We start from the raw sequence: 15,092 nt of genomic DNA on the forward strand, positions 1-15,092 counted from the left end.
TCTTAATTCAATTTACGTTTACCCAATACTGTCGCAATCAATCCTACAAATCCCCAAATAGTTGTAAAAATTGTACTAGCTGTTCCAGTATTCGGAAGAACTTTTAGTTGACCTTCTTTATCCTTCAAAGCGATTGTACCATCTTTTTGCTTTACAGCACCTACTTCATAAGGCTCTTTTTCAACATAATTTCCTTCGTCAGTTTCGATCACTACTTTTCCTTGATTCGTAGAAACTACTTTATGACCAGTGTTTGTTTCAATCGGTTTCTCTTGAATTTCTTCCTTTGTTACATTCAATGGTTTAGGATCATCAGCTTCTTTCACACCAATATTTTCTTCTGCCTTCTGCTTCGCTTCTTTAATTTCAGGAGCTTCTTCTACAGCAGGCTTTTTATCTTCTTTTGGTGTTCCTTCTTTCGATTTTTCTTCCTTAGGTTTTTCTGATGGGGTTGTAGGTTCGACAACTACACCTGTATTATCATGTTCCTGATTCTTACCAGTTTCTTTCCCAAGTTCAGCAGATGGTTTATCTTCTTTTGGTTGCTCACTTGGAATCGTTGGCTCGACAACTACACCTGTATTATCTCCAGTTTCTTCCTTATCAGATTCCTTACCAAGTTCTGTAGAAGAATGTTCTACGCTTGCTGATGGTTGTGTTTCTGTTGGTTGTTCTGAAACTACCAATCCAGTATTATCTCCATTAGAAACTACACTTCCACCCAAAGTTAATTCATCAGCAGATACTCCACTTGCAACTGTACTCAACACAGCTACAGACAACAATGTTACAAATTTCTTATTCATTTCTTTTTCCTCTTTTTTCTTTATTTTCCAATCACATAATAAAAATTTTTAGCTTCATCAGCACTAAATACTCGATAGTCTGTTATCCCAGTTCCTTGTCCACTTCGAACAAAGTTACATTCAGAAATCAATATTGAACCATCATCTTTTACATCTTCTACAAAGGCTACATGACCATAAATTGGGTGACCACCTGCCTGCCTACCTTGGAAGCTAACAGCAGAATGCTTTGTAGGAGTATTAGAAACTTCATACCCTGACTTATGCGCCCAGTCTTGACCATTGCCCATGTATGGATCAAAATGAATCCCAAATTCTTTAGCACGATTAAATACATACCAAGTACATTCTCCATAAGGGTAAGATTGAGTGATATAGCCATCTTTGGTAATTTCCTTATCAATCGAATATCCACTAGGTATATCCATAGCAACAACTCCAGGAGCAATATCTAAGCTACCAGCTATAGCATTTCCACCTGAAGAACCATCGGATTCAATTGTACCTTTAAAGACTTCATACCACTTCTTACTATCCTTTTCCAGCTTCCCTAATTTTGTCTGACCGTCTGAAAGTGAGACACCTTCATAATGTTCAGACCAATATTTTGCACTTTCAAAAGGATCAGTCGCCTTCTGCATATAGTCTTTGACTTTTTTATAGCCATGATTCAACTCATAAGACATCAATTCCAGTTCCACCGTACTATCTAAAGTACGAGAACTAGCATTTCTCCATCTATCACCATTGATAGTATTATCCCAACCTGACCATTGAAAATAGCCAGCAACCCCACCTGATGGATTCGTTAGTTTAGGATCAAAATCACTTTCTCTTTCAGCATTGGCAAGAGAACCACTAGCACCCTCTAAAGTAAATTTCTCCTTAGAAAGTTGCCGGTTTAGAATCTTAATGACATCTTCTGCTCTTTCAACAGAAATATTTGCCTTTTGAGCCACCTCTTGCGCTGTTAATCGTGTTCTTTTTCCAGTTGTAGAATCAGATGAGCCACCAGCAGAAACAACTCCGATAACGCTTAAAATAATTAAGAGAATCACTAAAAACGTAGGTATAAGACTTGCGAAAAAGAATCCCAAGTGTTTCGCTGTTTTATTCCCCATTAAATTTCAACCTTTTTCCTTTTTTTAGCTTTCAATTTTTTGGTTTGCTTACTTAAAATTGCTTTAGAAGTTATTTCTTCATTTTTAGGATTTTTTACAACTGTTTTTCTTCTTCCAACAGCCTTAGGATTGACCGTTTTCAGAGTCTGCAGTTTCTGTTTTACTGAGCCTTCCTGATTCTCTTTAAATGGCTTCTGACCTTTCTTCAACCGTTCTTCCTTCAGCCGTTGAATTGACTCACGAGAAGCATTTTTCTGACCAGCATATTTTTCAGCCTGACTATCTCTAAGTCTTTTTTTCTCTTTCAAGACTTTTCTATCAGCACTTCCCTCTTTAAAAGCATTGGCTCTCACTCCATAGAGTTTAGCTAAAGCCTTATTGCCTTTTTCTTTTAAAGCATTGACTGAACTATTTTTATGTTCCTTAATCAAATTCATTCGATTCTTAATTCCATCCCCTTTTTCAGCAACCTTATCTACTAACGGACTTTTCTTACGTAAAGTTTTAAGATTTTCACTCAACTTATCTTTACCCATCTTCAATCCACCTTTAGCAAACTGTCCACCAACTTTGAGTCCGTTTCCACCTGCTTTCAAACCAGTCTTACCTGTTTTTGACAATCTTTCTTTCAGTTTTTGAACAGACTGAGAATTGCTTATTTCTCTACCAATCTTACCAACAGGACTATTGGTTACTCTTGAAAATGCTGATAAAAGCGAATTTCTGTACTTCCACATTAGAAACAATAATACACCTTTTAAAAAGACTGTAACTAGTAAATCACCACCTACAGCAGTAGAGATAAATTCAGTTAAAGTATTGTAAAAGAAGGAAAATATACTAGTTGCTAAAAGCATAATTGATGATAAAGCAAGCATTGATATTCCTTTTTTATTAAATCCAATCAATAAATGCTCCATCTTAGGAAACAGACTTAACAAAAGGATAAATGGTAACAATACAATCAAAAAGATAAAAACGATTAAAAAGAAGAATCGTGACAAACCTAACAATAAATAAATCGTTCCCATCACAGTAATATCGACATCAGAAGCAAAGGCATACATAAATTTTAAGCCCCACTCATTTTTTAACATCTTGTTTTCAGGGTCTTTATCTTTTGCAAGATCCTTGACTTTTTTATCGCCAACTAAATGATCTCCATCACCTTGCTTATAACCAGCTAAATCTTCAAATTCTTTTTCAGAAAGAAGAAATGAACCATCTTCTTTTACAGGAGAGTTCATATACTTATATCCCTTCAACAAAGTTTCAGAAAAATATGTTTCTACTCCATTTTTACTTTCACCAGTTAAAGTTTTTGTAATTTCACCATTCAAAGTAATTGTTGTTGTTCTAAAGCTATCATAGACATGAGTTATCAAATACTTATTTTGACCATTGACATTAAGTTGAATAAAATAAACTCCAATACAAGTATAAATCAATAACATTTTTATCAATGTTTTGAAGAAACTTCCTTTTCCAGTCGCAAATAGATACAGTAAATAAACTGCCATACTTGCACCAACCATATAAATAATTTCTTGACTAAACAAAGAAGAAAATACCTTACTAGAATTTCTTACCGTTTCATTCAACAATCCACTAACATCGCTCATTCCCTCAACAGCTATATAAACTTGTGCAACTACATAGAAAACAAGTTTTCCAAGCCAAAAAACAGACTGAACCATAGAATTAAAGAAATAATTAACATTGGAATCAAATCCAAAAAACTTTTTATCAAAGTAAACTTTACTTGTTAAATCAGACATCTTAGACTTATAATTCTCATAAGTCAGTTTGCTATTTTCTGCTTCCTTTTTCTTTTGATTCTCTTTTTCTTCTGCTTCTTTCTTAACCGTGTCTAATATTTTTTTAGCATTATCAGAAGGATCAACCAGTTTAGGCTTATTCGTGTTCCTATCAAATTCAATAATATCAAAGTTATTTTTTGGAAGAATATCTTTAACAGAATCAGCTTTTACAAAAGCAGGAAGAAGAAAGAAAGAACAAATAAACACTAGTAAAATATTTTTTCTCATATTCCTCCCCCTATACAGCAACCAATTCTGTTTCTACTGTTTCAAATAATTTCATTAAAATAGGATAAAGTGTACCATCTACTGTAATACGCTCTTTTCTTCCAAACGTATCATAATAGATACATTGACCCATTGTTTGATTTTCAAGCCAAGAACGTGAAGAATCGTTATCTTCTACACGCAAATGTTTCAAAATAGCTTCTGTTTCTGAATTTTCAGGAAAAGCAAATACTGTACCAAATCCAGTTCCATCTTCACTTGTTTTCAAATCTCTTACCGATTGAGTTACCAGCACTAAGAAATTATTGAATGATCGTCCAGTACGCTTAATTCGATTCACTACTTGTCGGCCAGCAGGAGTTGACATAATCTGCCATGCTTCGTCAAGGAATAACATTGTTTCCTTGTCCTTTTCACGTTCACCAAAAATCGCACAGAAATAGGTTAAAGAATACATGACAGTCAAACTTCTTAATTGACTTTCAGTCATTTCATCTTTATCTGTACCTTTTGGCATATCCAAACCAGTAATTTCAACGATTGTAATTTTATTATCAACCTTCAGAACATTTTGGCTTCCATCAGAAAAACAAAGTGACAATAAAGAATTTCTTGAAATTCTTTTTAAGAAATATCCAGCAGTTTCAACATCTTCCTTTGAATTTTTCTCTAATTCATCAAAGACTTGTAACATACCGACTTTCTCACCAGCTTTCCTTCGTTCAATCACTTTGTCAATCGAATCTAACAAATGTGGTTGAACCTTGATATAAGTATCTTTATCCAATACAGAGCCTACAAGTACAGTTGCTAACTCTGTCAGTTCAGCTTCATCTTGTAAAAATGAGAATGGATCAAGAACACCTCTATTATTCTTATCTTTCATATTCAAGGTCACAAAATTGATTGACTTGATATATTCTTGAAGTTCATAAAATTCATCATTTTTTTCCAATTCTGATAACACAGTTAAATATTGTCTTTTCATTTCTGCTTTTGGATCAATATACAATACTTTTGTTTTCAATAAAGAATGATAGGTAAATAATAACTTAGTTAAGAATGACTTACCATTCCCAGTTGAACCAGTTATAGCTGTATGAGGATTGCTTGTTTCCTTACCCTTCACTCCAACTTTATTCGCTTGTAATAAATTTGAAAACACAATGTTTGTACTTGAATCAAGAGCTTTTTGAAAATCTCCATACCATGAAGAAATCTCATTATCAACACGACCAATAGGAAAACCAATTTCTGTTCCAACCTTTTTCGTCGTAAACATCAGATTCTCACACAATCCGCGCAGGCTTCCATATTGAAGAAATGATTCCCTTCCATTATCAAGAATTTCTGTCAATCTACTCTTATAGAACAAATAGATTCGATCAGCAACAGCCTTAACAACTTCTACTTCCAACTCTTTCAAACGTGCAAACAAAATATCAAATTTAAGATTCAATTCTTCCAAACTGTCTGCTGTAATGGTTAAGGTATGAAGATAGGTAATCATCAATTCTTTATTGTCATGTTTCTCCTGAAAATCTTCTAACAACTGATGGCTTTCCAAAACTTCAATCTTTTGAACATCATCATTTTCTGCTGTTTCATTTACCGTATTCCCAAGATTCTTACGTTTGTTTCTTGCCCTAGATAAAAGTGAGAAAAAACCTTTTTGAGTTGAAAAACGGATTTTATACATACTATCAACAGGAAATTCAAGATTTTGAAGTTCTTCTTGTAAATGAAGATAAGATACATTTTTGGGATATGAAACAACAGGAATTGTCGCTACATAACTTGTTTCCTGACCATTGGTTAATTTCAAAGCATTCCCATCAACAACTTCAATAATTGTTTCATCTACATTCTCAATCGAATTTTCAAGTGCAATCAACTCACTTTCTTTATCATAGGTTTGACCACCAAGAAAATGAAGTCGATTCAATAATTCTAAATCAGCTTTTGAAACCTCTTTCACGTTCAAAGCATGGATTTTAGTTTGAATCACATCTTTCTGATTTTGCCAAGCCTTCCACCAATCAACTTTTGGTAATTCTTCAAAACCAACCATTTTCATCACATTTTTACGATAAGTTTCTATCGTCTGTTCAACAGTTAGTTTAAAGTCCGAGGTTACATTAACCGATTTCAAAGGAACTACAAGATAATGCTTATACTCAAAGAGATAGCTTACTTCTTCTTCCAATCGTGACTTCATTGTAGATACAATATAATTTCCTAAAGGACTTGTCCCTTGACCTTGCTCAATATCTTGTGATAACAAAGCAATTTTCTTACCCAATTCTAAATCAATATGTAAGCTATGAATACTTAGATCATTATACTCTGCCAAACTAGCTAAACAATTATAAACAATATCCTTACTAGTCTCCTTTTTCGTTTCTTCAATCGTATTGACAACTTGTGATTCAATTTCAAATACGGATAAAACCGTTCCATCTTTTAACAGAATCAAACCATCAGCAACCGACCAAATATTATTTGATAATTCCACGTTTGATACTTCTCACTTTCTCATATTTTATTCCTTTACAAATATATATTTTCTTTCGCTGACTATCGTATTCCTTCCAAAAAATCAAATACTCATAAATAAATCTAAATAATGTCTTTCCATCTAACTTATAATCAGCTAACAGATTCCCAAGTTTCCAACCAGTAAATGCAGCAGCCATAAAGCGCCAACCCCAATCAAGGTAAGGAATAAAGCCTAGTAAAAACCAGGCTAACACTAAAATTACTAGGCAATAGACAATCGCAGACATTTTAATTGCAAATGGTAAACTAAATTCTTCATTTAATTTATGCACCCAAACAGGCTGTCTAAATGCTGTTGTATAGACATACAGCTTCTTGTCTTTTCTTTCCATTTTTCATTCCTACTTAACTGCTTCAATCAATTTTGACCAAATAGGTTTAGTTGCATTTAAAACTGTTTCAGGATTTTCTAAAAAGAAAAGAATAAATCCTGCAACCAAAATAATAACAACCAATTTTCCTAACTGCTGTTCTTTCCATGCTTTCAATGCTTTCATTCCTGCAAAAAATGCTACTGCTGGAATACCAAACTTAGAAACTAAAAAACTAAATAATGCCATCTATCTTATTCTCCTTTTTCTTCTTTCTTGTTGTAATCTAATGGAATTGTATGTTCCATCTTTTCTACAAAATAACTATCTTTATCTTCTCTTAACTCAAAGCTAAAATTCTCGCTATGAGTTGAACCAGCTACTTCTAAAGTAATCTGAGCATAAGCCAAGATTTTCCCATCTTTTTCTTTAAAGTAGGTATAATCTAAACTCTTAAATGTTGCACCACCAATCGACTTAATATCTTTAGAGATTAAGTCTAAATTTGCTTGACTAGTTGTGTAATTTTTAAAGAATAATTCTAAGAACGAAACTAATTTCTTTCTTTGACCTTCCCCAATTTCATCATTATCCAGTAAAGCCAAATGAGTTTCTTTTCCCAAACCATCAGCTTTAAAATCACTTACAGGAGAGAACCAAGGTAAACCAGCTACATAGTATTTACCATCTTTTTCTCCGTATGGAATCGAGAATTCTATACCTACACGCTGATTCTTGTCATCTTTTTTTGTATCATAAACAATACGATATACAGCTATACCATCTTTAGCAAGTAACATACGAGCGCTAACTACCGACATTTCCTGCTTCGATTGACCTTGATTCTTAACTTCTGGAATACTTCCATAGTATTCATTCAACTTCGCTACATCATCTTCACTAGAACCATTTTGTGAATTATAGGTAAAATATCTACTCACAAATCCATCTAAGAATTGTTCCAATTTACGATCTGTTTCCTTTTTTGATTCAACAACTGGTGAATTTGTCAATCTATCCAGCATTTTTGAAGTTGTCCTTAAAGAAACAAACATTGTTAAACCACAGAAAAGAATAAAAGCAGATAAGCCTGCTAAAAAAATACGATTCGATTTTTTCTGACTTATCTGTTTCATTTTTACTTGCTTTTCTTTTCTTGGCTTCTTTAAATATAAATTTCTCATTTTTTCCTTTCTATGTTTACAAATTAACTTTCTTGTAGAAGCCAATAGGGGTATTTAAGATTTCTCCCTGCTCTACGAATCCTTGAAATACTGTCACCCAATTCCCACATTGAAAAAAATAATCAACAACCGATTTATAATCTAACTCTTTCGTCAATTCAAAAATTGTATCAACTTCATTTTTAGAACAAAATCTATAATATCTAGTTGCAATTTTTGTTACAGGAATATAATGCTGTAATTGAAATCTGACAATGTATTCATCACCATCATATAATTCCAACACTGCTTTCTTCAGCAAATAAACCTCGTCTAACGACATGATTTTATCCACTTCCCAATCAGAAATCCCACAAATAAAAAAGTTGTCTTTATCAATTCCTCTTTCATTTATTCTTTCAAGGACTTGTTCTTGACTGTACTTCATAATATCTAGTTCACAGAGAAATTCAAAATTCCCTTCCCTTAAAACCCTTATATTTGCTATCATCTTGATACAAAATAACCTTTATCTACAAAGCTACCACCTTCTTCTAAGCGAAAATCACGACCAAACTTTTCATAGTCAATATACAGAAGCAGTTTTTCCTTAGAAAGTTCTACACCAACTTCCTCTACAAGATATTCACCTAATTCTCTATCAGTAGCAACATCAGAATATAAACTACAATCATCAAATTCTACACCTGCTAAATATTTTGGATCAGAACTTTCTGATTCAATAAATGATAGAACCAAATCTTCATCAACATCTTCCACGTTTTCAGCAAGTTCATTCGCTAATTCTAAAGTTAAGCCTTCACAATTCAAAGTAGGTAATTCTTCAATAGATTGAATAGTAAAAACAACATCTTCTCTATCATATCCAAACTCAGAAGCAATGTATTCCACATCAGCAGGTAAAGAAAATTGTTTCACTTTCTTTGATCTTGTATCCAAAATTAAAGCTGTTAAGTCCATATTTTCTCCTTTCTTAACTAGCCTTCTACTTGTCTATTTAACTGTTCCAAATCAGCAACACTAAATAAACCATAACCAATAAATGCTGAACCTTCATAATCAACAATTTCAATTTGTTCATCATAAGAGCCATTTAAACCAATATGAGATAACCTTCCAAAATATAAAGGCAAGCTAAACCAAGCCTGCCTTACATTCTTTGGATTCTTAATCAATACCTTTGAAGCCATTCAGCACCAACCATTCTTTATTGCAAAATATACCAACTATCGCCTTCATGACCGAGAAACACATAGGAATCTCCTAAACGACTAGCAATTTCTTCTTCATGTTCTTCTACATAAGCAGACAAACGATCTTCATTCACTAACTGCTCATATTCTCCATGATTCAAAATACCTGCAAAATCAATCAATGCTTCCTGCGTATCAACTTCTGTAAACGAATTGACATACACATTATCAGGATTGTTACCATCAAACTGTCCAAACTCTACACCGTCAAAGTGTTCATCTAAGCGTTCAATAATCTTTGCAGGTTCATCAAGCAACTTTTTTCCAAAATTGTAATACTTACATACATCAGAAAACTTATCATAGACGACTTTAATACTCATTTTTTCTCCTTCCAAATAAAAAAGGAAGCCAACCTTGACTTCCTTCATTCCTTTACTTAAATTGAAGCTGAACGCTCAAAACTAGAACCAATCGCAAAGGCACGAGTTGTTACCTTATTCAATTCCTTATTCATTGCATAGTAACTAGACAGGTCTTTCTTGATACACTCAATAACCTGATACGGTAGTTGCAATTCTTCATCATTTTTGAGAAGCGAACTCAATTCACCAGCATTCTTCCACGCTAAATCAAATTCTTTCGATTTTAGTTTTTTCGCGAGTTCATTCGACAATTCAATAATTTGTTTATCTTTTCCTTGTAAAGCCATTTTTTTATACCTCTTTTCTTCTTTAGCTTTTTATATATTCAACCTAAAGCTGGAGAACGTTTCTTAACTTTCATCTATTCTCTCCCAAACAACCAATCTAACGAAACTTCTAATAAATCTGCTAACTTAATAAGATTTTCAAAGCTGGGCTCGTTTTTTCCAGTCTCCCAATCACTATAAGAATTTTGCTTTATTCCGATTTGTTCTGCTAACTCTTTTTGAGTTAGTTTTTTTTCTTTTCTTAGGGTCTTTAATCTTTCTGAAAAGAGCATTTTCTATACTTCCTTGGTAAACAACTAGCATAATGTTCTGAATCATTAACCTTTGCATTATAAAAAATCATATTATTCCCAATAATTTCTTGCCATTTAGGAATCTCCTCACGATAAATACGATTAAATCCATAAAAGTTCTTTACAATAAATCTGACGGCTCCAATATGATCTCCTAAACCAACCACACACAACACATCATGTTCCATGTCATATACCCAATGACTTTTTGAATTTGTCAGTATTTCCCAAGCAAATTCCCAATCTCTTTCAAGCCAATCATAACCTGGTCTGTAATAAACTTTTGTCTGACAAGATTCATCATTAAATCCATAAAAACAGTGACTACATAGCGTTCTGTTTTTATCTACCCACCAGCAAGAACCATACATTTCATCAACACAGGCTGTATTCCACTTACAGCCACATCTTCTACAAATATCCTTTTCCATATCCTAAATCCACTCCTCTAAATGAAATCGTTCAATCAATTTTAAACACTCCATTTCCATTTCTTCTTTACTCCTTCTTAACAATCCAAACCAAAGTAACTTTCTCTTAACATCTACTTGTCCTGCTAAATATGATTCATATTCTCTAATCAATCGTTTCAATTTAACCCAATCACTTCGCTTCTTTGTCTGATTATAGGTTTGAGATTGAAATTCAATATAACCCTGATAATCTCTTGCTATCTTACTATCAGTTAAACCATCATAGAAATTTCTTGCTGGAATCAAATAGACAATCTTTTCAATATCTTTGTATTCAATCATACTCTCCTGCCTAACTGACTTTGAAGAAGTTCTAATTCTTTTCGCTGTCGTGAAGTTAATTCGCCTGCTTCCATTATCTTCTTCATGTTCTCTTGTAAGAATAAGCGATCTATTTCAGATACAAATAGCAAGGAGTTAGAAACTCTTTCTACCAACCATCTAATCGTTCTATCAACTGAATATGGCTCAGGGCTAACCGATAACCTAATAGCTTCATTATTGCCAAATAATTCTTGCCATTTACTATCGAACTTCCTAAATCCATGTTCATCAGTACCATCATAAATCTGTATCGCTCCTTGAAAGATTGACCTTGTTAATTCAGCAATCTCAGCACCAGCCAAAACTTCTGAAATGAATGACCTTGCCTTACCTTGTGAGAATCGAACTTCATAACGATTCCATATTCCAAATAACCTTACACTATCTGATACACTTATACCTTCTTTCTTCGCTATTTCATACCTCTTTTCATAAAAGTTAAAATACATTTCAGACTGCCGACTACCAAGATAGATTGATAACCCTTGTCTATTTTCTGTTTCCAATGGATTCTCAAAATCAAATCCTCCACCACCCACAAACGAAAAACTTTTTAAATAAGGCGAAACAATATCCTGTTTATAATACCTTGTTACTAGTGTTGATAAATCAAAATTTTCTTTCGTATCTTCTCTAGCCATTTCATCAACTGCAATATCTATTCTAGTAACACTAAAATTTTCCCCATATTTTTGTTTGAACCTTTTTATAAAATCTATCCAAGTTATATTTTCACTTTCAAGATACAGTTCTAACTGCCTGCAGCCTTGACCACTTAACTGTACCGTAATTCTGTTTTTATCTTCTCCATTCTCACTAAAGGAAGAATTAAAACCAAAAAACCAAATGTCACCATAGCGATACAACAATTCATATTTCATAAATGAAGTTGTTTCAGGATTCAACATAATATCAAATCCAAAAAATTCTTTAGCTACATAATAAACATCATTCTCTTTGTGAAGCGTAAATCTGAAATAGTCTATCATATACCTTGTCAATTCTGTATCACACTTTTTCAAACTAAAATTGTTTTTTATCTCTAGGAAATCTTCTTTCTTCAAAGTCCTATAACCATTCTCATAAGCCTTTATAGTAGAAACAGGAATACCAGTCTTAATTGATAACTCTTTTCTAGTCATTTTTCGCTCATTTCTAAAATCTTTTAACTTTTTTCCTTCCATTTCTCCTTTAAAACTCCATTTTTTACCAAAAGGGACACAAAAAAACTCAAAAGGGACACAAGTGTAACCCTTGTCGCTGTAAGCGTGAAGTGCATTTTGTAACTTTTGTTACCCACCTATTAGAATAGGTGGGTTCATTAGCATAGTCTAGCACTCTAGTGAGCGCTAGTGAGCGCAGGCGCTCGTCGCTTCGCTTCCTCGCTTCTGCTACTAGCTACTAGAGTGCTAGACTATACCAACATCCATAAAATAGAGAAAAGGGGATCTCCCCCCTATTCTCATAGTCCATATTCGTCAAAAGGAAAATCTTCCAAAATTTCAGACCACTTCTGACTTCCACTTTCCTTTAATTCAAATAAGTCAGTCAACAAAATAATTTGTGACCGATCCAATACAATAAGTCCATCTTCTTTTAGAATCGTTATTTTATTAAGTTCTTCCAATTTTTTCAATAGATTCTGAACAGATGAAAAACTTACACCAACTTTATTAGAAAAATCACTTGCTTTCATCAAAGGAACATCATCTCCTTCTTTTTCTTCTTGTTTGCTGGAAAGCAATTCTTGTACCAATTCAGAACTATCTTTTTTTACAGTTCCTTTTTCAAGTTCTTCATTAGCTTGCATTTCTTCCTGCAACACTTGTTTTTCTTCTTCAGAAAGAACAGCTTCAGGATTCTCTAATGGATTGAAGGGATTTTCTCGTCTTTGAATCTTGTCATATTCATCAAAGAAAGAGAACTCTTTTGAAAGCAATGGAGAATAAAACTCTCTAGCCACTTCTCCATACACACTCGCATATCCACGACCATATACACGCTTACCAGCAAGATATTTCACATACTTAAATTCCTTATTCCTATTGACTTCTCCGAAGGCTAAATCATATCCAACCTCGTCCAATCGACCAACAGAAATACGAAAGTTAATGTTCGCTTGTAGTTTAGAGCCTAAATCTTCCCTAGAAGGCTTCTGCATTGCAATAGTCGCAAAACACCCAGCTTGCCTTCCTAGAAGCAAAAATTGACCCATAGCATTGTCTAAACGCTGTCTTGTCTGAAAATCAAGCATAGCGCACAAGGCATTATATTCATCACAAACTAAAAAATAAGGTTCAAGTCCATATTCAAAAAACTTCTTCAAATCCTTGTCGCCATTTTCTTCACGCATTTTACGCATATAGGCATAGCGAGCGAACATAATTTGAACTGCTCTTTCAATCATAGAAACAATATCTTCAACCTCATAAGAAATACGACCTTCAAAGGCTTTCTGCTCCGACATAGTAACAAAGTCAGCTTGCTTTGGATCACATATATCCACTACTCCAACTTTAGCCATTGCACGAATCAGAGTTCTTAAAAGAACTGTCTTACCTCCACCAGTACCACCACACACAAGTAAATGTGGATCATCAACAGGATTCCAATAGAGATTCTTCATCAGTTGAATACCTTTACTAGAGTATTCAACATCACTAATCTTAATACGATTCTGAAACGCTGAATAAGCCATTTTATAAGTTTTAAATTTAATATCGTCCTGAACTTCCATAAAGTCCATAAAAAAGGTTGTTTCTAAATCTGAACCAATCTTCTTAAACTTATCTTGAAACTTATTCCCAGCCATTTTAAAAGCAATTTCCAAATCATACCGATTCTGCTTCATATAAACTGCTGGAAAAATAACTTTATCCCTTGTTCCTGAATCCGTCTTAATCTTTTTCGTGTAAGAATATCCATTTTCTTTCAGAAAAAAAGCTAGTTTAGCAAGTCTTTCTAACTTTTGAAAAAAGAAAAAACGTTCTTGTGAAAACCAAGTCAAATAAAGACTAATCAAACTAAATACTGTCACCATCAAACTGACAATCACTATCGAAGGAACATCAGCATTTTTTAGTTTTTCTAAATTTTGATAAATATAAAATCCTAATATTGGACTAAACAACAAAAAGAAAAAAGAAAAGATAAAGTATCTTAGATTTTCCATATAAGGTTTAATCTTAACTCCTCTATACGCTGGAAGTAAACCCATATCTTTTCTCCTTTAAAACTTATCCTTTATGTTCTTGTTTTTGATCATGTTTCTGTTCTTGTTTAGGTTGACTTCCACCAACTTTTTTAAGTTTATCAACCACAAAAACGAAACGGTGCTTGTTCGGCTCTACTTGATTACGATCAGCCTTACGCATACCATGATAAGCAACCAGCAAAGTATCAAAATCAATAGCTTCTTGATAACCAAGATTCAAAGCATTGATTTCTTCTTCTGATTGTTCTGTCACTTTCAAGAAAACAGTATCTTCTTGTCCTTCTGAATATACAAGAACTTCAACACCATCATAATCGCCTTCACCAGTTTCAAGATCAACATTTACAAATTGCGCACCTTCATTCTTAATAAATTTACAAGTACCCAAAATTTCCTTCGGATTTAACAAGAGATCATTCAAAATACGATATTTCTTTGAGAAAATTTCTACACGATTTCCTAATTCAAGTCCATTTTTAGCCATTATTTGTTACCCCCTACACGTTTAAGTCCTTTAGCCAATACATTTGTTGAAGCTGAAAAATTTGTACCTTCAACATAATCTTCCAAGAAAGTTGGTTCAATAGCTTCCACTTCCTCATTTACTTTATAAGTTGCCATATCTTTTGGAGTGATAATTGAAAACATACCATGTTTAGCATTCATCACAATATGTCGAGTTCCATCAAAAGGCTTACCTTCAATAATAGAAGGTGCTTTTTCAGAACGTACATAATTTGCCTTCCCAATAGCTTCAGGATTGAATTTAAATTTTTCGACTTTCATTTTTTATATTTCCTTTTCTTTACATTTTTATTCTTAAAAATAAAGGACGATAATTCCTGTTTTATTAT

The 15,092-nt window shown here is 33.3% G+C and carries 19 protein-coding genes; all 19 read right to left on the reverse strand.

What is annotated here, in order from left to right:
• Positions 1 to 2: 2 nt before the first annotated feature.
• The 19 genes from FBF73_RS03640 to FBF73_RS03730 all read right to left on the reverse strand — a co-directional run bounded on the left by FBF73_RS03640 (position 3) and on the right by FBF73_RS03730 (position 15,024).
• Positions 3 to 806: an LPXTG cell wall anchor domain-containing protein gene (locus tag FBF73_RS03640; protein WP_136936998.1), complete on the reverse strand. Its 804-nt coding sequence runs from the start codon at positions 804 to 806 to the stop codon at positions 3 to 5.
• A 20-nt stretch (positions 807 to 826) separates the two neighbouring features.
• Positions 827 to 1,927, reverse strand: a complete 1,101-nt coding sequence (locus FBF73_RS03645; protein ID WP_136936999.1) for a phage tail tip lysozyme — start codon at positions 1,925 to 1,927, stop codon at positions 827 to 829.
• Positions 1,927 to 3,975: a hypothetical protein gene (locus tag FBF73_RS03650; protein ID WP_136937000.1), complete on the reverse strand. Its 2,049-nt coding sequence runs from the start codon at positions 3,973 to 3,975 to the stop codon at positions 1,927 to 1,929. Before FBF73_RS03650 ends, FBF73_RS03645 begins: the two co-directional genes overlap by 1 nt.
• A gap of 10 nt (positions 3,976 to 3,985) precedes the next feature.
• The gene (locus FBF73_RS03655; protein ID WP_136937001.1) at positions 3,986 to 6,490 is read right to left on the reverse strand and encodes an ATP-binding protein; all 2,505 of its coding nucleotides are present in this window, start codon (positions 6,488 to 6,490) and stop codon (positions 3,986 to 3,988) included.
• Positions 6,474 to 6,866 carry a TcpE family conjugal transfer membrane protein gene (locus FBF73_RS03660; protein WP_060805768.1) on the reverse strand — a complete coding sequence of 131 codons (393 nt, stop codon included), beginning with the start codon at positions 6,864 to 6,866 and terminating at the stop codon, positions 6,474 to 6,476. Before FBF73_RS03660 ends, FBF73_RS03655 begins: the two co-directional genes overlap by 17 nt.
• Positions 6,867 to 6,875: 9 nt before the next feature.
• Complete coding sequence (locus tag FBF73_RS03665; RefSeq protein WP_136937002.1) at positions 6,876 to 7,094, reverse strand: TcpD family membrane protein; 219 nt, start codon at positions 7,092 to 7,094, stop codon at positions 6,876 to 6,878.
• Positions 7,095 to 7,099: 5 nt separating this feature from the next.
• On the reverse strand, positions 7,100 to 8,029 hold the full coding sequence (locus FBF73_RS03670; RefSeq protein WP_136937003.1) for a conjugal transfer protein: 930 nt from the start codon (positions 8,027 to 8,029) through the stop codon (positions 7,100 to 7,102).
• A 16-nt stretch (positions 8,030 to 8,045) separates the two neighbouring features.
• Positions 8,046 to 8,519: a hypothetical protein gene (locus FBF73_RS03675; RefSeq protein WP_136937004.1), complete on the reverse strand. Its 474-nt coding sequence runs from the start codon at positions 8,517 to 8,519 to the stop codon at positions 8,046 to 8,048.
• Complete coding sequence (locus FBF73_RS03680; RefSeq protein ID WP_136937005.1) at positions 8,516 to 8,989, reverse strand: antirestriction protein ArdA; 474 nt, start codon at positions 8,987 to 8,989, stop codon at positions 8,516 to 8,518. Before FBF73_RS03680 ends, FBF73_RS03675 begins: the two co-directional genes overlap by 4 nt.
• Positions 8,990 to 9,006: 17 nt before the next feature.
• Positions 9,007 to 9,219, reverse strand: coding sequence for a hypothetical protein (locus FBF73_RS03685; RefSeq protein WP_136937006.1), 213 nt, complete (start codon positions 9,217 to 9,219; stop codon positions 9,007 to 9,009).
• 17 nt (positions 9,220 to 9,236) lie between these two features.
• The gene (locus FBF73_RS03690) at positions 9,237 to 9,605 is read right to left on the reverse strand and encodes a hypothetical protein (protein WP_136937007.1); all 369 of its coding nucleotides are present in this window, start codon (positions 9,603 to 9,605) and stop codon (positions 9,237 to 9,239) included.
• 56 nt (positions 9,606 to 9,661) lie between these two features.
• On the reverse strand, positions 9,662 to 9,934 hold the full coding sequence (locus FBF73_RS03695; RefSeq protein ID WP_136937008.1) for a hypothetical protein: 273 nt from the start codon (positions 9,932 to 9,934) through the stop codon (positions 9,662 to 9,664).
• A 74-nt stretch (positions 9,935 to 10,008) separates the two neighbouring features.
• Complete coding sequence (locus FBF73_RS03700; RefSeq protein ID WP_136937009.1) at positions 10,009 to 10,206, reverse strand: helix-turn-helix domain-containing protein; 198 nt, start codon at positions 10,204 to 10,206, stop codon at positions 10,009 to 10,011.
• Entirely contained in the window at positions 10,185 to 10,658 is a 474-nt protein-coding gene (locus tag FBF73_RS03705; RefSeq protein WP_136937010.1) for a hypothetical protein, read from the reverse strand. The genes FBF73_RS03700 and FBF73_RS03705 overlap by 22 nt, the downstream gene beginning before the upstream one ends.
• A 3-nt stretch (positions 10,659 to 10,661) precedes the next feature.
• Positions 10,662 to 10,982 carry a hypothetical protein gene (locus FBF73_RS03710; RefSeq protein WP_136937011.1) on the reverse strand — a complete coding sequence of 107 codons (321 nt, stop codon included), beginning with the start codon at positions 10,980 to 10,982 and terminating at the stop codon, positions 10,662 to 10,664.
• On the reverse strand, positions 10,979 to 12,208 hold the full coding sequence (locus tag FBF73_RS03715; RefSeq protein WP_136937012.1) for a replication initiation factor domain-containing protein: 1,230 nt from the start codon (positions 12,206 to 12,208) through the stop codon (positions 10,979 to 10,981). Before FBF73_RS03715 ends, FBF73_RS03710 begins: the two co-directional genes overlap by 4 nt.
• A gap of 278 nt (positions 12,209 to 12,486) precedes the next feature.
• Entirely contained in the window at positions 12,487 to 14,241 is a 1,755-nt protein-coding gene (locus FBF73_RS03720) for an FtsK/SpoIIIE domain-containing protein (RefSeq protein ID WP_136937013.1), read from the reverse strand.
• A 19-nt stretch (positions 14,242 to 14,260) separates the two neighbouring features.
• A complete protein-coding gene (locus FBF73_RS03725; RefSeq protein ID WP_136937014.1) occupies positions 14,261 to 14,722 on the reverse strand; it encodes a hypothetical protein in 462 nt (153 codons plus the stop codon).
• Positions 14,722 to 15,024 carry a hypothetical protein gene (locus tag FBF73_RS03730; protein WP_136937015.1) on the reverse strand — a complete coding sequence of 101 codons (303 nt, stop codon included), beginning with the start codon at positions 15,022 to 15,024 and terminating at the stop codon, positions 14,722 to 14,724. The genes FBF73_RS03725 and FBF73_RS03730 overlap by 1 nt, the downstream gene beginning before the upstream one ends.
• Positions 15,025 to 15,092: the final 68 nt, after the last annotated feature.

The sequence above is a fragment of the Streptococcus mitis genome (genome assembly GCF_005144795.1).
GTDB lineage: Bacteria > Bacillota > Bacilli > Lactobacillales > Streptococcaceae > Streptococcus > Streptococcus mitis_BB.